The 22,124-nt window shown below is 71.6% G+C and carries 20 protein-coding genes; 8 read left to right on the forward strand and 12 right to left on the reverse strand.

Annotation, left to right across the window (positions count from 1 at the left end; all coding sequences use genetic code 11):
• The first annotated feature begins 234 nt into the window (after positions 1-234).
• The 7 genes from ACGFIK_RS16975 to ACGFIK_RS17005 all read left to right on the forward strand — a co-directional run bounded on the left by ACGFIK_RS16975 (position 235) and on the right by ACGFIK_RS17005 (position 9,428).
• Positions 235-1,872, forward strand: coding sequence for a hypothetical protein (locus tag ACGFIK_RS16975; RefSeq protein ID WP_393340114.1), 1,638 nt, complete (start codon positions 235-237; stop codon positions 1,870-1,872).
• 109 nt (positions 1,873-1,981) lie between these two features.
• Positions 1,982-4,747 (forward strand): AAA family ATPase, encoded by a 2,766-nt coding sequence (locus ACGFIK_RS16980; RefSeq protein ID WP_393340117.1) that lies wholly within the window; start codon positions 1,982-1,984, stop codon positions 4,745-4,747.
• A gap of 112 nt (positions 4,748-4,859) precedes the next feature.
• A complete protein-coding gene (locus ACGFIK_RS16985; RefSeq protein WP_327026960.1) occupies positions 4,860-5,372 on the forward strand; it encodes a hypothetical protein in 513 nt (170 codons plus the stop codon).
• Between the two features lie 22 nt (positions 5,373-5,394).
• Positions 5,395-5,928 carry a hypothetical protein gene (locus tag ACGFIK_RS16990; RefSeq protein WP_327026962.1) on the forward strand — a complete coding sequence of 178 codons (534 nt, stop codon included), beginning with the start codon at positions 5,395-5,397 and terminating at the stop codon, positions 5,926-5,928.
• A gap of 186 nt (positions 5,929-6,114) precedes the next feature.
• Positions 6,115-8,211 carry a cellulase family glycosylhydrolase gene (locus ACGFIK_RS16995; RefSeq protein WP_393340121.1) on the forward strand — a complete coding sequence of 699 codons (2,097 nt, stop codon included), beginning with the start codon at positions 6,115-6,117 and terminating at the stop codon, positions 8,209-8,211.
• 100 nt (positions 8,212-8,311) lie between these two features.
• Positions 8,312-8,692 (forward strand): YccF domain-containing protein, encoded by a 381-nt coding sequence (locus tag ACGFIK_RS17000; protein WP_327026965.1) that lies wholly within the window; start codon positions 8,312-8,314, stop codon positions 8,690-8,692.
• A gap of 130 nt (positions 8,693-8,822) precedes the next feature.
• Entirely contained in the window at positions 8,823-9,428 is a 606-nt protein-coding gene (locus ACGFIK_RS17005; protein ID WP_393340123.1) for a DedA family protein, read from the forward strand.
• Positions 9,429-9,468: 40 nt separating this feature from the next.
• Here the strand turns inward: ACGFIK_RS17005 and ACGFIK_RS17010 are convergent, their stop codons facing one another.
• From ACGFIK_RS17010 to ACGFIK_RS17040, 7 genes are all read right to left on the reverse strand, one after another.
• Positions 9,469-10,086, reverse strand: a complete 618-nt coding sequence (locus ACGFIK_RS17010; protein WP_393340126.1) for a vitamin K epoxide reductase family protein — start codon at positions 10,084-10,086, stop codon at positions 9,469-9,471.
• Positions 10,083-10,739 (reverse strand): DsbA family protein, encoded by a 657-nt coding sequence (locus ACGFIK_RS17015; RefSeq protein ID WP_393340128.1) that lies wholly within the window; start codon positions 10,737-10,739, stop codon positions 10,083-10,085. Before ACGFIK_RS17015 ends, ACGFIK_RS17010 begins: the two co-directional genes overlap by 4 nt.
• A 94-nt stretch (positions 10,740-10,833) precedes the next feature.
• The gene (locus tag ACGFIK_RS17020) at positions 10,834-11,748 is read right to left on the reverse strand and encodes a cation diffusion facilitator family transporter (RefSeq protein WP_327026969.1); all 915 of its coding nucleotides are present in this window, start codon (positions 11,746-11,748) and stop codon (positions 10,834-10,836) included.
• A 118-nt stretch (positions 11,749-11,866) separates the two neighbouring features.
• A complete protein-coding gene (locus tag ACGFIK_RS17025) occupies positions 11,867-12,190 on the reverse strand; it encodes a DMT family transporter (RefSeq protein ID WP_393340131.1) in 324 nt (107 codons plus the stop codon).
• Positions 12,191-12,270: 80 nt separating this feature from the next.
• Positions 12,271-13,647, reverse strand: coding sequence for an FAD-dependent oxidoreductase (locus tag ACGFIK_RS17030; protein WP_393340134.1), 1,377 nt, complete (start codon positions 13,645-13,647; stop codon positions 12,271-12,273).
• A 153-nt stretch (positions 13,648-13,800) separates the two neighbouring features.
• Positions 13,801-14,715, reverse strand: a complete 915-nt coding sequence (locus tag ACGFIK_RS17035; RefSeq protein ID WP_393340136.1) for a bile acid:sodium symporter family protein — start codon at positions 14,713-14,715, stop codon at positions 13,801-13,803.
• A gap of 67 nt (positions 14,716-14,782) precedes the next feature.
• Complete coding sequence (locus ACGFIK_RS17040; protein WP_327026975.1) at positions 14,783-15,523, reverse strand: cellulose binding domain-containing protein; 741 nt, start codon at positions 15,521-15,523, stop codon at positions 14,783-14,785.
• Positions 15,524-15,789: 266 nt separating this feature from the next.
• On the opposite strand from ACGFIK_RS17040, the gene ACGFIK_RS17045 reads away from it, so the two are divergent.
• Positions 15,790-16,356 (forward strand): nucleosidase, encoded by a 567-nt coding sequence (locus tag ACGFIK_RS17045; RefSeq protein ID WP_393340137.1) that lies wholly within the window; start codon positions 15,790-15,792, stop codon positions 16,354-16,356.
• Positions 16,357-16,361: 5 nt separating this feature from the next.
• On the opposite strand, the gene ACGFIK_RS17050 is transcribed toward ACGFIK_RS17045, so the two are convergent.
• Genes ACGFIK_RS17050 through ACGFIK_RS17070 form a run of 5 tightly spaced genes read right to left on the reverse strand, consistent with a single transcriptional unit; the run spans position 16,362 to position 21,985 of the window.
• The gene (locus ACGFIK_RS17050) at positions 16,362-17,978 is read right to left on the reverse strand and encodes a diguanylate cyclase domain-containing protein (RefSeq protein ID WP_393340140.1); all 1,617 of its coding nucleotides are present in this window, start codon (positions 17,976-17,978) and stop codon (positions 16,362-16,364) included.
• A 52-nt stretch (positions 17,979-18,030) separates the two neighbouring features.
• Positions 18,031-18,606, reverse strand: a complete 576-nt coding sequence (locus ACGFIK_RS17055) for a hypothetical protein (RefSeq protein WP_357532004.1) — start codon at positions 18,604-18,606, stop codon at positions 18,031-18,033.
• Between the two features lie 48 nt (positions 18,607-18,654).
• Positions 18,655-19,065, reverse strand: coding sequence for a VOC family protein (locus ACGFIK_RS17060; protein ID WP_327026980.1), 411 nt, complete (start codon positions 19,063-19,065; stop codon positions 18,655-18,657).
• A gap of 57 nt (positions 19,066-19,122) precedes the next feature.
• The gene (locus ACGFIK_RS17065; RefSeq protein WP_393340143.1) at positions 19,123-21,507 is read right to left on the reverse strand and encodes an ATP-binding cassette domain-containing protein; all 2,385 of its coding nucleotides are present in this window, start codon (positions 21,505-21,507) and stop codon (positions 19,123-19,125) included.
• Positions 21,508-21,538: 31 nt separating this feature from the next.
• Positions 21,539-21,985, reverse strand: a complete 447-nt coding sequence (locus ACGFIK_RS17070) for a helix-turn-helix transcriptional regulator (protein WP_327026982.1) — start codon at positions 21,983-21,985, stop codon at positions 21,539-21,541.
• Positions 21,986-22,124 lie beyond the last annotated feature (139 nt).

Genomic DNA, 22,124 nt, shown 5'->3' on the forward strand with positions numbered 1-22,124 from the left:
GCTTAGGTTAACCTAACCTAACTTCGAGTCAAGATGTGGGTCCTCCTCACCTCCGCCCGCCCCCGACCGGGCAGCCCCCGCCTCGATGCCACCCCCACCCGCGAACCGGCTCGCGGAGAACACGAGAAGGTGTCGGGGTGGGGGACGACAGACCGGTGCGAGCGGCGGTAGCGTTGCGCGTCATCGCCGCCGGGTCGCCGGTGCGCCGACCCGCGTTCGTACGGAGGATGAGGCATGTCCATCGGCGAGGAGCCGTACGCAGTCCGCGACGACCTGGCCTCCCGGCCGACCTTCGAGGTGACCCTGCGCGGTTACGAGAGAAAGCAGGTCGACCGCTATGTGGAGCAGTTGGACGGTCAACTCAGCACGGTCTCGGCCGAACGGGACCGGGCCCTGGGCCGGACCCGGGAGCTGACCGCCAAGCTCCAGGCCGCCCAGGCCGAGGTGGCCGAGCTGCGGCAACGACCGGCGCAACTGGACAAGGCGACCTTCCAGGATGTCGGCCCGATGGTCGGCCAGATCCTGGACCTGGCGGAGAAGCAGGCCGCGGCGATCATCGACACCCACACCCAGCGGGCCAACAAGCTCCAGGCGGAGGCGGAGAAGACCCTGGCCAACGCCCGGGAGCGCACCGCCAAGTCGCTGGCCGACCTCGAGGAGGAACTGGCCGCCCGCCGCGCCGAGCACGACAAGAAGTACGAGGAACTGCGGGCCACGGCCGAGGCCGAGTTGGCGGAGACCCGGGAGCGGGCCGACCGGCTGCGCGCCGAGGGTGAGGCCGCCCACGAGCGGGCCCAGCAGGAGGCCCAGCGCATCGGCGAGCAGTGCCGCCAACAGGTCGAGCAGGCCCGGGCGGCGGCGGAGGCGCTGACCTCCTCCGCGCGTACCCAGATCCACCAGGAGATCCAGGCGGCCCGGTCCAAGAGCCAGCAGGAACTGGCCCAGCGACGGACCGCCGTCGAGGAGGAGTTGGCCGAGCGGCGGGCCACGGCCGAGGAGGATCTGGCCGAGCAGCGGGCCGCGGCGGAACGCGAGTTGGCCGCCCAGCGCACCGCCGCCGAGCAGCGGGTCAGCTCGATGATCGCGGACGCCCAGCAGTACTCCGCGGAGATCCGCAAACGCGCCGACGAGCAGGCCGCCGAGGTACGCCGACACAGCGACGAGCAGGCCGCCGTCGCCGAGGAGCAACTGCACGCCGTCCAGTTGCAGATCGGCGAGCAGCAGGACGCCCTGGCCGGCGTACAGGAGGAGTTGGAGACCGCCCGGCGGCAGCTGGCGGAGATCCAGCGGGACCGGGAGGTCACCGACGCCGAGCTGTCCCGGATGCGCCAGCAGTTGGAGGAGACCGTCCGGGATCTGACGGCGGAGAGCCAGCGACTGGACGAGGTACGCCGGGCCGTCGAGGCGGCCGAGCGGCACGCCAAGGAGACCCGGGCCCGGGTGCAACGGGAGGCCAAGCGGGTCGCCGACCTGGCGGCTGCGGCCGTGATGGCCGCCGCGGCCGGGGGTGGCGAGACCGCCGAGTATCCGATGGTCGGGGCCCGCTCCGTGCAACGCCCGCCCACCCCGGCGGCAGAGGTCGAGCCGGTGAGCCAGGCTGCGAGTGCCGAGCGCGGTGGGTCGGAGGCGGCCGAGGGTGACGCCGCCGTCGAGGCCCCGACGGTCAGCCCCAAGGCACCGGCAGGCGGCGAACCGGCTGCCGAGGATCAGTCGTACCTCGGGCCGACCGTGACGCTTCCGCAGAACGCCCTGGCGCGGGCCGAGGCGGCGCTGGCGGCCGGTGGACCGCCCGGCATCAACTGGTTCGCCGGGCAGCCGGAGGGCCAGGACGAGGCCCCGACCGACCGGAAGCCGGAGCCCTCGACCCCCTGACCGGGGTGGCGCCCCGCGCACCACTGTGGAGCGCGGGGCGCTGAACGTGCTCGGCGCGTCGGGCGTCCGCAGGATGGTCGGCGACACCCGGCGGTGCCAGAATCGCCCCATGCGGCGTGCGCTCGTGGGCCGGGACGAGGTGTTCGACCAGGCCTGGCGCTCACTGGGCGGGGCCGGGCAGGTGCTGCTGGAGGGGCCGGCCGGGATCGGTAAGACGGCCCTGCTGCGGGCCCTGGTGGCCGAGGCCACCCAGGCGGGTTGGTGGGTGCTGTCCTGCGCGCCGACCGAATGCGAGGCCGACCTCCCCTTCGCCGCCCTGGCCGACCTGCTGCGTCCCCTGGCGGGCCTGGCGGCGGACCTGCCGCGCCCGCAGCGGGTAGCGGCCGAGACGGTGCTGGTCACCGGAGACAGCGACGAGACGATCGACGAACGGGTGATCGGGGCGGCCACCCGGTCGCTGTTGGAGGCGGCGCTCGCCTCGGGGCGGCCGGTGCTGCTGGCCGTGGACGACGCACCTTGGCTGGATCGGCCGAGTGAGCGTGCCCTGCGGTTCGCCCTGCGCCGGATAGGCCCCGGACTGGCCACACTGGTCAGCAGCCGCAGCGCCAGCGGGCCCACCGTGCCGGCCACCCCACTGGGGCTCGACGCGGGCGCCACCGCACCGACCCGGCTGGCGTTGACCCCGTTGGGTGTGCACGCGCTGCACCACGTCCTGCGAGAGCGGGTCGGTGCCGTCCTGGACCGTCCCCTGCTGGCCCGCATCGCCCGGGAGTCCAGCGGCAATCCGCTGGTGGCCATCGAGGTGGCCCGGGCGGTGCAGCGGCTGCCGAAGCCACCGGAGCCGGCCCAGGAGCTGCCGGTGGCCTCCTCCATCCACCAACTCCTGGCGGAGGTGCTGGCCGGGCTGCCGATCCGGTGCCGCGACGCTGTACGGCTGGCGGCACTGCTCGGGGTGCCCCTGCTGCGGGACCTGACGGCGGCCGGGGTCGGCCCGCGCGCCTTCGATCCCGCCGAGGAGGCCGGACTGCTGATGGTGACCCCGACCCGGGTGCAGTTCGCCCACCCGGTCTACGCGGCGGCGGTACGGGCCGGCATCCCGCCGGGGGTACGGCGAGGGCTGCACCGCAGGCTGGCCGAGGCGGTGGCGGACCCCGACGAACGGGTGCGTCAGCTGGCCGCCTGCACCACCACGGCCGATCCGGTGGTCGCCGACGCCCTGGCCGCTGCCGCCGTACGCCGACACACCCGGGGTGCACCGGAGGCGGCGGCGAACCTCTACGAGGCGGCCGCCCGACTAACCCCGGCCGAGGACCGCCCTACCCTGGGGCAGCGGCTGCTGGCGGCGGCCCGGTGCCGGTTCGACTGCGGCGATCACCCGGGCGCGCGGATGGCCGCCGAACAGGTGGCCGCCGGGTTCACCGGCCACCTGCGGGCCGAGGCGCTGCTGTTGCGCGCGGTGGTCGCCTGGAGCGCGGACGAGCCGGGCGGCACCGCCCTGGCGGCCGCCGGGCGGGCCCTGGCCGCCACCCAGCCCGGCTCTCCCCTGGCCGGGCGGATCCACGCCCACCTGGCCCTCTTCGTCGACCTGCCGGACCCGGCGCGGACTCACGCGGAGGCGGCCATCGCCCTGCTCACCGGCCCGGGTGGCGACCGGGAGCTGCTGGCCGCCGCCCTGCTGCACCTGTTCTTCAGCGAGGTACGCGCCGGCGAGCCACCCCGCACCGAACTGCTGGACCGGGCCCTGGGCATGGAGGGGGCCGAACCCTCCTGGCTGGCCGGTACGATCCCGGCGATCTGGTGGAAGGGGATCGACGAACCCGACCGGGCGCGTGAGCGGCTGACCCGGCTGCTGGACCGGGCGGCGGCCCGCGGCGACGAACCCTCCCAGTACGAACTGCTCAAGCATCTCGGTGAGACGGAGTTGCTGGCCGGGCGGTGGGCGCTGGCCGAGCGGCACATCGCAGCGGCCCGAGACCTCGGTGAGCTGCTCGGCACCGAGTTGACCGCGGAGATCTGGCTGACCGGCCTGCTGGACGCCCTGCGGGGACGGCTGGAGGCGGCGGGGCGGGTGGCCGAGGCGGGCCTGCGGCTGGGCGATGAACTCGACGACGACTGGTGCCGCCGCATCCACCTGCAACTGGCTGCCTTCGTCGCGCTCTGCGCCGGGCGGGTCGCCGAGGCGGCGGCCGGGTACGGTCGGCTGGCCGCCACGGTGGACCGGATGGGCCTTACCGAGCCCCTGGCGCAGCGCTTCGAACCGGACTGGATCGAGGCATGTGTGGCCGCCGGTGACCTGGCCACCGCCCGCGCCGCCCTGCACCGGCTGACCGAACGGCACCGCCGCCTGCCCCGGCCCTGGACCCTGCTGGGCCTGGCACGCAGTCGTGTCCTGCTGGACAGCGCCGCCGGTGGGGACCCCTCGGCCGCCCTGGACGACCTGGTCGCCGCCCGCGCCGCGGTGGCACCGGAGGTCCTGCCGCTGGACCGGGCCCGCTGCCTGCTGGTGGCCGGCATCGTGCACCGGCGACAGCGTCGCAAGCGCCCGGCCCGGGAGGCCCTGGCGGCGGCGGCGGGCGAGTTCGAGGCGCTGGGTGCGGCGGCCTTCGCCGCCCGGGCGCGGGCGGAGGCGGCCCGGTTGGGCGGCCGGCCTCCGGCACCCTCGGGGTTGACCGCCACGGAGGAACGGGTGGCCCGGCTGGCCGCCCTGGGACGGACCAGTCGGGCCATCGCCGACGAGTTGTTCGTCAGCCCCAAGACGGTGGAGACGAACCTCTCCCGGGTCTACCGCAAGCTGGGCATCTCCCGGCGGGCCGAACTCAACGCGGCGCTGGCCCGGGTCGACTTCCCCGGGGCGACGCTGGGCCACAAAGGCTAGGGAAACACCGGATTCCTTCGCCTGGTCACGGCCGTACCGTCAAGGTCACCCCGACCGTCAGTGGCGCTGGTGCCCAGCGCTGCCGGCCGGGCTGGAGAAGGAGAGCAGACAGGTGCGACGACTGATCCTGCCGGTGGTGCTCGCGGCGGCCCTGGCACTGACCGGCTGCGGCGACAGCCAGCCGACGACGCCCGCTGCCGGTCCGGACGCCGGCTCGGATGCCGACCTCGACCTGCCGGTCGACGGCGGCGGGTCCGTCCGCCCGGTCTGCCCCTTCACCGCCGAGCAGGTCGCCGAGATCGTCGGCCAGCAACTGGACGACAAGGGCAACTGCAGCTTCGGCGACGGGATCGCGCTGCTCACCGTGACCACGGCCTCCCGGGAGGCTGGGGAGATGACCTACGACTACCAGCGCCAGCAGGCCGACCAGACCTACCGGTCGGTGACCGACCTCGGTGTCGGGGACAAGGGCTACCTGGCGGTCAAGGACATCGAGGCGGAAGCGGTGGTGATCAACGGCGCGGGCAGTTTCACCGTGACATTGAGCAGCTTCGCGCGTCTCGGCGCCCAGCCGGACGGATACGCCCAGGTGATGCGCGAGCTGGTCGACGCCCTGCCGCGCTGAAACCCTCGACGAAGGAGACACCGTGCGCCACCTGACCACCGTCGCTCGACTCGCCGTGACGGCCACCGCCCTGGCCACCCTGGCCGCCTGTGGCGGAGCGGAGCCCGCGGCGGCGCCGCCGGCGCCGGCGCCGCCCTCGGAACCGGTGGCGCCGACCGAGGTCACCGAGGCACCCGAGCCGCCCGCGGCCACCCCGGTGGACGCCTGCGCCCTGGTCTCCAAGCAGGATGCCGAGAAGGTGGCCGGTACCCCCCTGGACGACCCGCTGCCCAGCGGGGAGAGCTGCTGGTTCACCGGGCCGGTCTCCGGGCCGGTGGCGCAGGTGGAGGTGCATGTCGGGGACGGGGCCAAGAAGATGCTGGACATCGACCGCGACCTCGATCATGAGTTCGAGACCCTGTCCGGCATCGGTGACGAGGCGTACCTGGAGGACTGGAACGTCTTCGTCAACGTCTCCGGAGTCTGGGTGGCCATCCGGCTGGTCCGCACGGATGAACCGGAGGAGTACAACAAGCGGCTGACCGAGCTGGCGCGGACGGTGGCCGGACGGCTCTGACCCCGACCCGGCCGATCACCCGGAGCGGGAATCCGGGGGTATCACCTGCACAGCAGCCCTTCATATCGTGGTGTGTCGATTGACAAAGTTCATGATCCCAACTTATTGTGCGAGCCGGCCGGAGGTTGCCGGCGGTCCGGCGACAGGCGGCCAGCCACCCGACACCATCACCACGCGAGGAGCGCCATGGCTGGGCTGCGCACACCACGAAGGACACGATGGCGACTGGGGGTGGTCGGCGTCGGAGTCGCCACCCTGCTGGCCGGGATCGGGCTGGTCGGCACGGGTGCCGCCCAGGCGGCGGCCGGCTGCAAAGTGGTGTACTCCGCGCCGAGCCAGTGGCCGGGCGGCTTCACCGCTAACGTCGACCTGACCAACCTCGGCGACCCGCTCAACGGCTGGCGACTGACCTGGACCTTCCCCTCCGGGCAACGGGTGACCCAGGCGTGGAACGCCACCGTCACCTCCAGCGGCAACGACGTCACCGCCACCAATGTCGGCTACAACGCCGCGCTGGGCACCAACCAGACGGTGTCCTTCGGCTTCAACGGCTCGTGGTCCGGCAGCAACACGGCCCCCACCTCGTTCGCCCTCAACGGGGTCACCTGCACCGGCAGCGTGGGCCCGACCACCCCACCCCCCACCACCCCGCCGCCGACCAGCCCTCCCCCCACGACCCCGCCGCCGACCGGTGACCCGATGGCCTACGTGGCCGCGATGCAACCGGGCTGGAACCTGGGCAACACCTTCGACTCCGTCGGCGCCGACGAGACCGCCTGGGGCAACCCGCGGGTCACCGAGGCCCAGTTGGACGCCATCCGGGCCCAGGGGTTCAACAGCATCCGGATCCCGGTCACCTGGAGCAACCGCCACGGTCCGGCCCCCTCGTACACCATCGACGCGGCCTGGCTGAACCGGATCAAGGAGGTCGTCGGCTGGGCCCTGGACGACGGCTTCTACGTGATGATCAACCTGCATCACGACTCCTGGCAGTGGATCCACGAGATGCCGAGCAACCGGACGACCGTGCTCAACCGCTACAACGCGCTCTGGACCCAGATCGCGGCGGCCTTCCGGGACGCCTCACCCAGGCTGCACTTCGAGAGCGTCAACGAGCCGCAGTTCGCCAACAGCTCCGGTGACGCCCAGAACGCGCAACTGCTGCACGAGCTGAATGTCAACTTCCACCGGATCGTCCGGGCCTCCGGCGGCAACAACGCCACCCGGATGCTGGTCCTGCCGACCCTGCACACCTCCTCCGAGCAGGCCCGGATCAACGAGCTGACCACGACCCTCAACCAGCTGAACGACCGCAACCTGATCGCCACGGTGCACTTCTACGGCTACTGGCCGTTCAGCGTGAACGTCGCCGGTGGCACCCGCTTCGACGCCACCACCCAGCAGGACCTGGTGGACGCCTTCGACCGGGTCTACAACGCCTTCGTCGCCCGCGGCATCCCGGTGATCATCGGCGAGTACGGGCTGCTCGGCTTCGACCGGCACACCGGCACCATCCAGCAGGGCGAGAAGCTGAAGTTCTTCGAGTACTTCGGGTACTACGCCCGGCACCGCCAACTGACCACCCAGCTGTGGGACAACGGTCAGCACTTCAACCGGACCACCTTCGCCTGGCGGGACGCCGAGCTGATCAACCAGATCAAGTCGAGCTGGACGACCCGCTCCGGCACCGCCTCCTCCGACCAGGTGTACGTGCCGCGTACCGGCTCGATCACCGCCAAGACCCTGACCCTGAACCTCAACGGCACCACCTTCTCCGGTCTGCGTCAGGGCAGCACCGAACTGGTCCGGGGCACGGACTACACCGTCTCCGGCAACCAGTTGACGCTGACCGCCAGCGCGGTGACCCGGCTGGTCGGCAACCGGGCGTACGGCGTCAACGCCACCCTCCAGGCCCGGTTCTCGGCCGGCGTGCCGTGGCGGATCGACGTGATCAGCTACGACCCGCCGGTGCTGTCCAACGCCACCGGGACGACGGCCGCCTTCGCCATTCCCACCCAGTTCCGGGGCGACCAGTTGGCCACCATGGAGGCGCGGTACGCCGACGGCAGCAACGCCGGCCCGCACGACTGGACGTCGTTCAAGGAGTTCGACGTCACCTTCGCCCCCGACTACACCGGCAACCGGATCACCCTCACCGACACCTTCTTCGGTGAGGTACGCGACGGCAGCCCGGTCACCCTCACCTTCCACTTCTGGAGCGGTGCCCAGGTGACCTACCGGGTCACGAAGTCCGGCGGCAACGTCACCGGCCAGACCGGCTGACCGACCGCGCGTAACCGGCCGGCCTTCCCCCTCGCCGGCCCACACCGGCCACCGGCCTCCCCGCCGGTGGCCGGTGGCGCGCACCGGTCATCATTGGTTCATGATCCGATTCGTACTGAACGTGCTCTGGCTCATCTTCGGCGGCGGGCTCGTGCTGGCGATCGGCTACGGCATCGCCGCTCTGATCTGTTTCGTCCTCGTCGTCACCATCCCCTTCGGGGTGGCCTCGCTGCGGCTGGCGTCGTACTCGCTGTGGCCCTTCGGGCGCACCCTGGTCCCCAAGCCCGGAGTCGGGGTCGCCTCCGGCGTCGCCAACGTCATCTGGGTGGTCCTCGCCGGCTGGTGGCTGGCCCTGTCCCACATCGTCGCCGGGGTCAGCCTCTGCCTGACCATCATCGGCATCCCCTTCGGGGTGGCCAACTTCAAGCTCGTCCCGGCCGCCGTCTGGCCGCTGGGCCAGGAGGTCGTCCCCGCCCCCTGAGTCACGCGACCGGCCCGGTGGACCACGCCGGGCCGGTGGCCGGCGGCGGGCAGCCCAGCGGCCACCGGATCGTGCTACCAACCCCGTAGAGCAGGGGATTTCCGGACGTACCCGCCGCCAGAATCAGCGGATGGACCGCATCCTGGCCGTGCTCGCCGCGCTGCCTCCGCTGCTCGTACTGGCCCTGGTGTTCCTGTTGCCGGCCCTGGAGTCCTCGACCCTGCTGGGGTTGTTCGTGCCCGGTGAGGCCGTCGTCCTGGTCGGCGGGGTGGTGGCCCACCTGGGTGGGCTGCCGTTGTGGGCGGTGATCATCGCCGCGACGGTCGGGGCCTGTCTCGGCGACCAGGTCGGCTACCTGGTGGGTCGCCGTTACGGGCCGGGGGTGCTGGCCCACGCGCCGGCCCTGCTCCGTCGCCGCCTGGACCTGGACCGGGCCCGACGCCTGGTGGCCCGCCGAGGGGCGGTCGCGGTGGTGATCGGCCGTTGGGTGGCCGTGCTGCGGGTGCTGATGCCCTTGGTCAGCGGTGCCAGTGGAATGCCCCGGCGCATCTTCGGCTGGGCCAACCTCACCGGCGGGCTGCTCTGGGCGGCGGCCGTGTCCACCCTCGGCTACCTGGGTTCGGCCTCCTACCGCTACCTGGAGCGGGAGCTGAGCATCGGCACGTACACCCTGCTGGCCTTGATCGTGGTGCTGGCCCTGCTGGGCTCCTGGCGGCGCCACCGCAGGGCCCACTGACCCGAACCCGGCCGACGGACACCGGTGCCGGAGGGCGGGCTCACCAGAGGGTGGACCAGTAGTCCCAGAACCGGACCAGGATGGCCAGCATGATCACCAGGTACCAGACGACCAGGATGAGGCTGTGGTAACCGGCCAACCGGGCCAGTGGGGACGCCGGCGCGACCGCCCCCAGGTTGCGCAGGGTGGTGTAGAGGAAGATCGCGATGGTGACGACCCAGACCACCATGCAGTACGGGCACAGCGCCGAGATGACGTAGAGGCTCTGGTAGATCAGCCAGTGCACGAAGACCACCCCTAAGGTGGCTCCGACCTGGAGACCCAGCCAGCACCAGCCGGGCAGCCGCACCCGGGCCAGCAGCAGAACCCCCAGGGTGGTCACCACCGCGAAGCCGGCGATGCCGAGCAGGGGGTTCGGGATGCCGAAGGCGGCGGCCTGGGGGGTGGTCATCACCGACCCGCAGGACAGGATCGGGTTGATGCTGCAGGTCGGCACGTAGTCGGCGTCCGCCAGCAGATTGATCTTCTCGACCGTCAGGGTGCCGGCGGCCAGCAGGCCGATGCCGCCGCCCAGGGTCAGCACCCAGGCGGTGACCCGGGCCAGGAAATTGCGGTGCCGCGCCGTAGCCGCCGCCCGGCGGGCCATCGTCGCGCTCATCCGGCCAGGGCGGCGTCGATGGCGGCGATCATGTCCGACTGGGTCCGGACCCCGGTCAACTCCCGGCCGTTGAGGAAGAAGGTGGGAGTGCCCCGCACCCCCACGGTCTCACCGTCGGCCCGGTCCGCGGCCACCCGTCGGGCGGTGGCCGGGGCGTCCAGGTCCTGCCGGAAGCGGTCCACATCCAGGCCCAGATCGCGGGCGTACCCGACGAACCGGTCGGTCTGCGGGGTGTTCTGGTGCCCCCACTGCTCCTGGTTGTCGAACAACGCGGCGTACATCTGCGGGAAGCGGCCCTGCTCGGCGGCGGCCTGGGCGGCGCGGGCGGCCAGTTCGGCGTTGGGGTGGCTGGAGATCGGGAAGTACCGCACCACGAAGGTGATCCGGCCCTGGTGGGTGTCCAGGATCTCGGTGATCGAGGGGTGGACCGCCCGGCACGCCTCGCACTCGAAGTCGAGGAACTCCACGAGGGTGACCTTGCCGTCGGGTGCCGTGCTGAGCCGGTGGCTGTCCTCGCGGACCAGTACGGCCTCGTCGACCGGTGCGCCACTGGCGGCGGGTCGGCCGATGTTCCGGTTGACGGCGATCCCAACGATCATGACCAGGATGACCAGCAGGATCATCGCCAGGGTCAGTCGGGTGTTCCTCGTCATGCCGCTGCCAGCCTTCCGTGTGGGGACGCGCCCCATGCTGGCCCGGTTTCCTGACAGCTAGCTGAAAGCCCGCGCACCCACCGCGAGCCCGGTCTCACCAGTGCGCGCCGTGACACACGTCCTCGGCGCCCTGGGGCTCCACCTGGAGGGTGGCGTGCTCGATCGCGAAGCGGTCGTGCAGCACCTGCCGGGCCGTGCTGAGCACCTGGCCCAGGTCGGCCCCGGCCGTCAGTTTCAGGTGCGCCGAGGCCACCTCCATGCCCGAGGTCAGGGTCCACACGTGCAGGTCGTGCACGTCGGCGACGCCCGCCACCCCGCGCAGTTCGGTCCGTACCTCGGTGATGTCCAGGTGCGGCGGGGCGGCCTGCACGAGCACCCGCAGGGCGGCCCGCCCCAGCTTGAGGGTGCGGGGCAGGATGAACACCCCCACCGCCACGGCGATGATGGGGTCGGCGTACCACCAGTCGGTCAGCGCGATCACCACGGCGGCGACGATCACCCCGACCGAGGCGAGCAGGTCGCCGAGGACCTCCAGGTAGGCCCCGCGTACGTTCAGGCTCTCCTTGGAGCCGGAACGCAGCAGCAGGAAGGCCACGATGTTGGCCAGCAGACCCGCCACGGCCACGGTCAGCATGGGGCCGACCAGCACCTGCGGTGGTTCCTCGAACCGGCGTACCGCCTCCACCACGACGTAGACGGCGACCCCGAACAGCAGCACCGCGTTCGCCAGCGCCGCCAGCACCTCCATCCGGTACAGGCCGAAGGTGCGTTGGCCGTCCCGGGATCCCCGGCTGGCCGCCGTGATCGCCGCCAGGGCCATGCCGATGCCGAGCACGTCGGTGAACATGTGCCCGGCGTCCGACAGCAGCGCCAGGGAACCGGTCACCCAGGCCCCGATCGCCTCCACCACCATGAAGACGGCCAGCAGGGCGAAAGCCGCCCACAACCGCCCACGATGCTTCTCTCCCGCGCGCAGCACCTGCTGGCCGTGGTCATGTCCGGCACCCATCGTGCGCCCTCCCGCCCCGCCGACGGCGATCAACATATGCGGGCATTGCAATAAGTGCAACTCTAGCGGTCGACCGGCGTCCCCACCGCCGTTTCGGCAGAAAGGGCCGGCCCGCAGGTCAGTGCGCGCCGCGCAGGTTGAGCAGCACCACCCCGGCGATGATCAGACCCACCCCGACCACCTTGGTGACCGTCAGGGGCTCCCCCAGCACGGTCGCGCCGATGGCCACGATCGCCGCGGTGCCCAGGCCGGACCAGAGGGCGTACGCGACCCCGACCTCGATGCCCTTGACCGCCTGGGCGAGCAGGGCGAACGCCGTCAGGTAGGACACGGCCAGCCCCACGGTCGGCCACAGCCGGGTGAACCCCTCCGTGGCCTTGAGCAGGCTCGTGCCGGTGACCTCGGCGGCGATAGCCAGCAGCAGGAAGACGTACGCCACCATGCACCCCGGTTCCTCTTGTGATCAGTCGACCCAGGTCACTCTGCCGGTCCGGCGACGCGATCACCAGAGGGGTGCCCTGGTCACCGGGCTCGCAGGTTCGCCCGCAGGGCACCCAGGATGACCCCGGGGGTGGCCAGCGAGTCCGGATGCTCACGCATGGACACCACCTCATTGAATCGGCGGGCGGTGGCGACGTCCGTGATGGTGGCGTTGACGATCTGCCGACTTACCCAGCTGGAGAGCCGGTAGCCCCGGGGGTAGGGGCCGTCGACATGCGGCAGGGCCAGATCAGCGGAGGTGGACAGCGACCAGGCGGCGTCGACCACCACCTGTTGCAGGGCCAGGAACTCCCGGGCCGGCTGGCGCAGATCCGGCCCGGGCCGCAGGTAGGTCGACAGGCAGGCGGCGTGCAGGGCCGCGGCCGTGATGCCCTGCCCGTACACCGGGTTGAAGGAGGCTACCGCGTCACCGACCGGGACCAGCCCGGCGGGAAAGCGGCGCAGGGTGTGGAAGTCCCGCCGTCGGCTGTCCCCGTGGCGGTAGGTCTGCACCTCGCCGAGCAGTTCACTGTCGGCGACCTCGCGGAACTCCGGTGGGAACTGCTCGCGCAGCCGACGCAGGAAGTCCTCCGGGGTACGGCCCGGACGGTTGTCCGCGTAGCCGGCCATCATCGCCATCCACCGGCCCTCCTCGATGGCGAAGAAGGCCGCCCCCGCCACCTCCGGCGACCTCCGATAGCTGTTCAGGGCCATCACGACGGTGTGCTCCGGATCGTCCTGTCGACGCCGGAACACGGCGGTGGCGTAGTTGAGCTGCACGTTCATCCGCCGCATCGCGGGCCGCTCCCACCCGGCCTGCTCCAGCCAGTCGGAGAGCCGACTGGACCGGCCCATGGCGTCCACCACCAGATCCGCCTGCTCCACCCCGAGCCGACCGCCGACCTCGTACTCGACTCCAGTGGCGCGGCCCCCCTCGATCAACAGACCGGTCGCCCGTGCGGTGACCGTCTTGACGTTGGGCAGCCGCAGCACCTGCTGCCGGATCAGCCCCTCCAGCAGGGGGCGGCTGCCGGCCAGGCTGTCGGCGTCGTCCGGTACGACGACCTTCAGCCGCCCGTCCAGGTAGGTGCGTCGGGCCGCAGGGGGTGCCTCGATCGCCCCCTGGGCCAGGGCCAGCCGACGAAACCCGGGGAAGAGTCGTTCCAGGTGCAGGAAGCCGCCCGGCAGCAGGGCGTGCAGTTGGGTGCCCTGCGGAACCCCGGGCCGGGGGCCCGGGAGGTGCAGGTCGTCCCGGTCGATGACGACGACGCTGGCCGCATGGTCGGCCAGCACCCGCGCGGCCAGCAGGCCGGCGACACTGCCACCGAGCACGACGGCCTTGGCGATGAACGGTGACGGCTCGTCGGGGGGCCGCACCGCGTTCAACGCCGCGAAGACCTGAGCCGCAGAGAGGGACATGGGCTCTCCAAGGGGGTACGAGGTGCCGCCCACCCCGTACGCCTGCCGTGGTGCCGGCATGGCGACCGGCCGACGGGCGGGCGGGTCGGCATGGCGCTCATCGATCGTTGCACAGCCGGGGCCTGGCGTCCGACCCGCCGCCGGCTGTCCGGGTCACGACACTCGGCCTCCTGGATGGAGGGTGGTGTCGCCCGGGGCGGTGGTGGTGCGGGTGCCCAGCCGGTTGACCAGGTAGCCGAAGGCAGCCGCGGTGAAGAACATGACAAGGGCGTAGACGGCCGCCGGGACCGCCATCCGGCTGCTGTCCAGCAGGGCCGGGCTGAGTGCGATCGTGATGGCCAGGGTGCTGTTGTGGATGCCGATCTCGAATCCGGCCGCCTTGGCCGCATCGCGGTCCACCCCGGCCAGTCGGGGTACGCCGTACCCGATCGCGAGGCTCAGCAGGTTGAACGCGAGCACGGCGAGACCCACCGAGACGAAGTACTCGGCCAGGTTCTCCCGGTCGCCGATCACGGTACCGGCGATCACCGCCACGAGTACGACCACCGACAGGATCCGCACCGGCCGGTTCAGGCTCGCGGCCAGGCGGGGCACCCAGGCCCGGACCAGCATGCCGAGGATGACCGGTACGAGCACGATGGCGAAGACCTGGAGCACCTTGTCGAACTGGAGACCGATGCTGCGCCCGTCACCGAGGAAGTACGCCGCCGAGAGGTTGACCACGATCGGCAGGGTGAACACGGCGAGCACCGAGTTGATGGCGGTGAGGGTGATGTTGAGCGCCACGTGCCCGCCGAAGAGGTGACTGTAGAGGTTAGCCGTGGTGCCGCCGGGAGATGCCGCTAGCAGCATCATCCCGACGGCCAGTTCCGGCGGCAGGCCGAAGGCGAGCACCAGACCGAAGCAGAGCGCCGGTAGCAGCAGCACCTGGCAGGCCAGTGCGATCACGGCGGCCTTGGGATGGTGGGCCACCCGGCGGAAATCGGCGACGGTCAGGCCGAGACCCAGACCGAGCATGATGACGCCGAGGGCGATGGGTAGTCCGATCAAGGTCAGGGGGGAGTCCATGACACAACATCGTTACCACCCGGTAACGCATTCACCATCATCCGTGTGGCTGGATACCCGGAACCGGTCAGGACCACCGCTCGCAGGTGAGGACGATTTCCTGCGGCACGATGGCGGCCGACGCCAGGAAGCCGAAGGTCGTCGATCCGCCCGGGGCCAGGACCCGGTTGTACTCGGCGTGCCGCACCCTCACCTCGGGCCCGGCCGCCTCCAGCACCGCGTTCCAGACCGACTGGACCCGCTCACCGCCGGGGGTAGTCCACCGCACCCGCCAGCCGTTTAGCTGGGACTCGCTGGGGTTGCGGACGGTGACCGTGACGACGAAGCCGGTCCCCCATCCGGAGTCGATGGTGGCGGTCGCGCTGCACGGCGGGGTCGATCCGGTCCGCGCCGGGCCGCCGATGACGTACCGGTCCCGTACCCCCTGGGCGTCGCTGAGCCGGAACCAGTACTGGGTGTCCGGGGTCAGTCCGCCGATGGTGACCGCACCGGAGCGCTCCGGTCCGGAGGTGCCCTCGGCCACCGGGTTCTGCCACTGGGTGGCGTCCTCCTGGCTGCCGAAGAGGTGGAAGGTGATCGGCGGGTCGTAGCCGCAGGGCGGGACGATGAACGCGCTGTAGGTGATGGTCACGCTGGTGGCGGTCGTGCCGGTCACCATGGCGTTGATCGGCAGCACCGGCGGGCAGACCGGAGTCGGCGAGGGGGTGGGGGTCGCCGCCGGTGCGGTCTGCGCTACCGCGGGGGTGACGAGCCCGGCGGCCAGGGTAAGGGTCGCGGCGGCCAGCACCACGCCGAACATGCGTTTCATCCATACCTCCCGGGGTCGGCCGCCGTCCGGCGGCGACCGTGGTTCGCACCGACTGGAGGAGGACGGCCCGGCACGGGTTCTCCCGTGCGTCCCCTTGCCCTGCAACAGATCGCGCGGCTCCCGGGCGCGATCGAAGTCGATTCTTTCAGTCGACATCCGTCGATACTACGGTCGCCGCGACCAAGCTCCAGGCCCGACCGGGGCAGCCCCTCGGCCGAACGGACCTTGCACCGAGGGCCGCCCCGGTGCCCGGCTACCATCGCCCGATGGATCTTCGAGGAACGATCAGCCCTGATCGCCCGCTGCTTGTGCTGGCCCTCGCGGAGGAGGCCGCGCACCTCGATGGGCGCCTACCGGTGCTGCTCACCGGCATGGGGAAGATCAATGCTGCCGCCGCGATCGCGGGGACCCTGGCCCGCGAGCCGCAGCCCTCGGCGGTGGTCAACCTCGGCACCGCGGGCGCCCTGCACCCCGGCTGGGCCGGCATCCACGAAGTCGGCAGCGTGCTGCAACACGACCTGGACACCGCCTTCCTCCACCGGTTGACCGGGCAGACCGTCGGGGCGCCGGTGACCCTGGGCGAGGGTCCGGTGCTGGCCACCGGCGACCAGTTCATCGCCGACGACCAGGCCCGCGCCGCCCTGGCCACCCGCGCCCACCTGGTCGACATGGAGGGCTACGCGGTCGCCTCGACCGCCCAGCGGTTCGGCGTACCGGTGCGTCTGATCAAGCAGGTCAGCGACGAGGCCGGCGCCGGGGCGGCGAGCACCTGGCAGGAGTCCGTGGACCAGTGCGCCCGGCTGCTGGCCGACTGGGTCCGCGACCACCTCTGAGTCGGTCAGTCGGCGGCCGCCGGGGCGCAGCCGGGCAACTCCGCCGCCAGGCAGCTGGCCTGATTGCCACCCGCGCGCTTGGCGGCGTACATCGCCTGGTCGGCGACGCTGAGGGCCTGCTCCAGGCAGTACGCCGGACCGTGGGCGACCCCCACGCTGACCCGTACCGGCCAGGCGGTCAGGCCGCCGACGGCGGCCACCGTCCGCAGGCCCACCTGCCGGGCCAGTGCGGCATCCGCGCCCGGCAGGATGGCGACGAACTCGTCGCCGCCCAACCGTGCCACGAAGTCGCCCGGCCGGACGCTGGCGGTGAGCAGGTCCGCCACCGCCCGCAGCACCTCGTCACCGGTGGCGTGGCCCAGGGAATCGTTTATGTGCTTGAACCGGTCGATGTCCACCGCCAGCACGGCCACCGGGCGGTCGGCCAGGTCGGGATCGGTCAGCTCACGCAGGAACCGGTCCAGCCCCCGCCGGTTGGCCACCCCGGTCAGGGGGTCGGTCCGCGCCGCCCGCTCGGCCTGCTCGTGCTGCCAGCGCAGCGCATCGTAGGCCTGCATCGTCATCGCGGTGTGCAGCCAGTGATTCCGTTGCCGCCACAGCAACTCGGCCAGGGCGTCGCCGTAGGTCAGCCCCGGCCGGGCACCGGGCGAGCCGGTCGCCGCCAGCAGCACCGCGTGGGTACGGTGCACCGCGGCCGAGATCAGCCAGTCGGTCTCCGGCGACAGCAGGGTGACGGCCTCCTCGATGACCCGTAGGGCCTGCTCGGGTCGCCCCGATCGGCGCAGGGCCACCGCGTGGAAGGGCCGGCACAGCAGGATCTCCTGATGCTGCTCGGACACCCCGTGGATGCGCAGCAGCTCGGTGTAGCGGGGGATGTCGGCAGCCGCACCGGCCGGGTCCTGACGGTCGGCACGGGAGCAGGCCGCGTACAGCAGGGCGGAGAGCCGCCACACCTCCGCCTTGGGGCCGGAGGCCTCGGCGGCGGCCCGAATCGCGTACTCCTCCGCCGCGCCGGTGTGCCGTTCCGCCTCGGCCACCTGACCGACCTGGTACAGCTCCAGGGCCCAGATCAGGTTGAGTTCGGCCAGGTTGCACAGCCACATCGCCCGGTTGCCGTTGTCCGGATAGGACTCTCGTCGGGTCGCCTCGTAGGCCGCCTCGAACTGGGGTGCGGCCAACTCGTACAGGCGAAGCTGGGCGTAGCCGATCGCGATTCCGGTGTGCGCGTTGCCCACGATCACCGGGTTGGGTTCGTCGGCCAGCAGGGCGGTCTGGGCGCTGACCAGGTCCCGCAGCACCGCCTCGATGTCGTACTCGGCGATGTTCTGGCCGCCCAGGCGCAGCCGTCGGGTCGCCCGCAGCGACAGGGCGCAGGAACGCCATCCGGCGCTGCCCTCCCGGTCGGCCGCGGCCAGCATCAGGTCGGTGGCGTCGATCGCGGCGCGCAGTTCACCCAGCCGGGTCAGCGCCACGACCCGGGCGAAGTGCATCGCCGCCGGACCGTCGCTGAGCTGTCCGGTCGGTTCGCGAAGCGCCGCCTCCGCGGCCGTCAGCACCTGCGCCGCAGCACCGGCCTGCGCCTCCTCAAGGAGGCGGAGCGCCCCGAGGGTCACCTCGTCCATGCGGCCTCCGCACCGCCCAGGTAGGAAATCAGCCCGATGGTACGGCAACGACTCAGTCGGGATGACCCGGCCGGGCGGGCGGTCCGCCCGTTGACCCGATCGTCGGCAGCGGCAGTTCGATCGCCGCCGGCCCATCCAGCCGTAGGGCGGAGTGGGCCGGTGGCTGCTTCTCGGCCCGGGGCAGCCGGGTGTGTAACCGGCCCCGCCCGGCCGGCTCCGACCGGACGGTGACCTCGCAGGTCACCATCTGGATCGGGGGCGGGGGTGGGGTGAACCGGCCGGTGCCCCAGCGCAGCCAGAGGGGAATCCGCCCGGCCTCCGCCTCGGCCAGCAGCTTCTCCCAGGTACGGCGGCGGGTGCCGTGGTCGACCTCGAGGACGACCGGCGGCCCGTCGGGGCGGGCGCAGGCCACATCGAGCACGGACTGCTGGGCCGACATCGGCGGCGGCAGCGGCAGCACGCTGGGGGCCCGACGGTAGACCCGCCAACCCTGCTCACGTGCCCAGCCGACCACGGTGTCGACCAGCCGGGCGGTGACCTGGTCGGTGGTCAGGTCGGTGAAGGCCAGCCGGTCGACCCGCTGCGCCAGCGACCCCGCCAGCCACCGCCCCTGCTCGCCGACCTCCATGCCCGCAGCCTAACCACCCCCCGTGCCCACCCCTGGTGGTGGCGGAGTTCAGGGCAGCTGTTGGAGGCGGATCAGGTTGCCGGAGGGGTCGCGTACGGCGCAGTCCCGCAACCCGTACGGCTGGTCGGTCGGTTCCTGGACCACCTCCACCCCGGCGGCCTGGAGCCGGTCGAAGGTCTCGTCCAGTTCCGGGGTGGCCAGCAGGAGGCCGGCGTAGGTGCCCTTGGCCATCATCTCGGCGATGGTGGCGCGTTCGTCCGAGGTGATGCCGGGGTCGACCGCCGGCGGGGTCAGGACGATGGAGGTGTCGGGCTGGCCGGGGGGACCGACCGTCAGCCAGCGCATCCCGCCGTGCCCCACGTCCAGGCGGACCTCGAAACCGAGGATGTCGCGGTAGAAGGCCAGTGCCGCCTCCGGGTCGGTGTGCGGCAGGAAGCTGGCATGGATGGTGATGTTCATGCTGGTCACGCTAATCGCGCCCGGACCGGTGCGGCTTCTCGAATCCTGACCGCTTCCTCACCGGCCCACATAGCCGGCCAGGTGCTCACCGGTGACGGTGGATCGGGCGGCGACCAGGTCGGCCGGGGTGCCCTCGAAGACGATCCGGCCGCCGTCGTGCCCGGCCCCCGGACCGAGGTCGATGATCCAGTCGGCGTGGGCCATGACCGCCTGGTGGTGCTCGATGACGATCACCGACTTGCCGGCGTCGACCAGCCGGTCGAGCAGCCCCAGCAGGTGCTCGACGTCGGCCAGGTGCAGGCCGGTGGTCGGCTCGTCGAGAACGTAGACGCCACCCTTGTCGGCCATGTGGGTGGCCAGCTTCAGCCGCTGCCGTTCACCACCGGAGAGGGTGGTGAGGGGCTGCCCCAGGCTCAGGTAACCGAGCCCCACATCCGCCAGCCGGGTGAGGATGGCGTGCGCCGCCGGGGTACGGGCCGCCCCCTCGCCGAAGAAGGCCTCGGCCTCGGTGACGGACATGGCCAGCACCTCGCTGATGTTGCGCCCGCCCAGGTGGTATTCCAGCACGGAGGGCTGGAACCGCTTGCCCTCGCAGTCCTCGCAGGTGGTGGCGACACCGGCCATCATGGCCAGGTCGGTGTAGATGACCCCGGCCCCGTTGCAGGTCGGGCAGGCGCCCTCGGAGTTGGCGCTGAACAGGGCCGGCTTGACCCCGTTGGCCTTGGCGAAGGCCTTGCGGATGGGTTCCAGCAGGCCGGTGTAGGTCGCCGGGTTGCTTCGCCGGGAGCCACGGATCGCGGTCTGGTCCACCGCCACCACCCCGTCGCGCCCGGCCACCGAGCCGTGGATCAGGGAACTCTTGCCGGAGCCGGCCACCCCGGTGACCACGACCAGCACCCCCAGCGGGATGTCGACATCGACGTCGCGCAGGTTGTGGGTGGCCGCGCCCCGGACCTCCAGCGCCCCGGTGGGGGTACGCACCTTCTCCTTGAGGGTGGCCCGGTCGTCGAGGTGCCTCCCGGTCAGGGTGTCACTGGCCCGCAGACCCTCGACGGTGCCCTCGAAGCAGACCGAGCCGCCGGCCGTACCCGCCCCGGGGCCCAGGTCGACCACATGGTCGGCGATCGCGATCATCTCCGGCTTGTGCTCCACCACCAGTACGGTGTTGCCCTTGTCCCGCAGCCGCAGCAGCAGGTCGTTCATCCGGGCGATGTCGTGCGGGTGCAGCCCGACGGTCGGCTCGTCGAAAACGTAGGTGACATCGGTCAGCGAGGAGCCCAGGTGCCGGATCATCTTGGTGCGTTGGGCCTCGCCGCCGGAGAGGGTGCCCGAGGGGCGGTCCAGGGAGAGGTAGCCGAGCCCGATCTCCACGAAGGAGTCGAGGGTGTGCCGCAGCGAGGTCAGCAGCGGCGCCACGCTCGGATCGTTGCGCGACCGCACCCACTCGGCCAGGTCGCTGATCTGCATCGCGCAGAGGTCCGCGATGTTGCGCCCGTCGATCTTCGAGGAACGGGCCAGTTCGCTGAGCCGGGTGCCACCGCAGTCCGGGCAGGTGGCGAAGGTGATCGCCCGGTCGACGAAGGCGCGGATGTGCGGCTGCATCGCCTCCCGGTCCTTGGACAGGAAGGACTTCTGGATCCGGGGGATCAACCCCTCGTAGGTCACATTGATGCTGTCGACCTTGATCTTGGTCGGTTCTTTGTAGAGGAGGTCGTTGAGCTCGCGCTTGGTGAAGGCGCGGATCGGCTTGTCCGGGTCGAAGAAGCCGCTGCCGCTGAAGATGCGGACGTACCAGCCGTCCGCGCTGTAGCCGGGAATGGTCAGGGCGCCCTCGTTGAGGGATCTGCTGTCGTCGTAGAGCGCGGACAGGTCGAAGTCGCTGACCCGGCCCATCCCCTCGCACCGTGGGCACATGCCGCCGGTGACGCTGAAGCTGCGGCGTTCCTTCGTCGTGGTGCCGCCGCGTTCCAGGGTGATCGCACCCGCCCCGCTGACCGAGGCGACATTGAAGGAGAAGGCCTGCGGCGAGCCGATGTGCGGCTGACCCAGTCGGCTGAACAGGATCCGCAGCATGGCGTTGACATCGGTGACCGTGCCGACCGTCGAGCGGGAGTTGGCACCCATCCGTTCCTGGTCGACGATGATCGCGGTGGTCAGCCCGTCGAGCACGTCGACCTCGGGCCGCGCCTGGGTCGGCATGAAGCCCTGCACGAAGGCGCTGTAGGTCTCGTTGATCAGCCGCTGCGACTCGGCCGCGATGGTGCCGAAGACCAGGGAACTCTTGCCCGACCCGGAGACCCCGGTGAAGACCGTCAGCCGACGCTTGGGGATCTCGATGCTGACGTCCTTGAGGTTGTTCTCCCGCGCGCCGTGCACCCGGATCAGGTCATGGCTGTCGGCGACGTGCGCCGAGGGGGTCCCGGCGCTCGTGGTCCTGGTCATCGTCTTCTCCATCCCCGTGAGCGTTCGCCGGTCACGCTAGCCGCGGCCGTTCCGTCGACGCTTCTCGAATCCTGATCGGCCGGGTCACCTGCCGCGACACGCACCCGGGCATCTCGGCCGCCCTCGTGCGCGCCTGCCGCCGGTAGATGCTGGGCGGTACCCCGACCAGCTCGGTGAACCGGGTGCTGAAGGTACCCAACGACCCACAACCGACCGTGAAACATACCTCGGTGACCGTCAGATCGCCGCGCCGCAACAGCGCCATCGCCCGCTCGATGCGCCGGGTCATCAGATAGGCGTACGGCGATTCCCCGTAGGCCAGGCGGAACTGGCGGCTGAGGTGACCGGCGGACATGTTCACCCCACGGGCCAGCGCCTCGACGTCGAGGGGCTGGGCGTACTCGCGGTCGATGCGATCCCGGACCCGACGCAGCCGCGCCAGATCCTTCAGCTGCTCGGCCGAGGCTCTGCCGGTCACCCGCGAAATCGTGCCACGATGCCGAGTGGTTGCCCAGCAAGCACGCGGGTGCGGCACACCGCACCGGGCCTTTACCGTCGAGATGGGGGTCGATGACGGTATCGCGCAGGTGAGGTGAAGACACCAAAAGGTTTTGTGT

It is taken from the genome of Micromonospora sp. NPDC048871 (assembly GCF_043198155.1).
Classification (GTDB): domain Bacteria; phylum Actinomycetota; class Actinomycetes; order Mycobacteriales; family Micromonosporaceae; genus Micromonospora.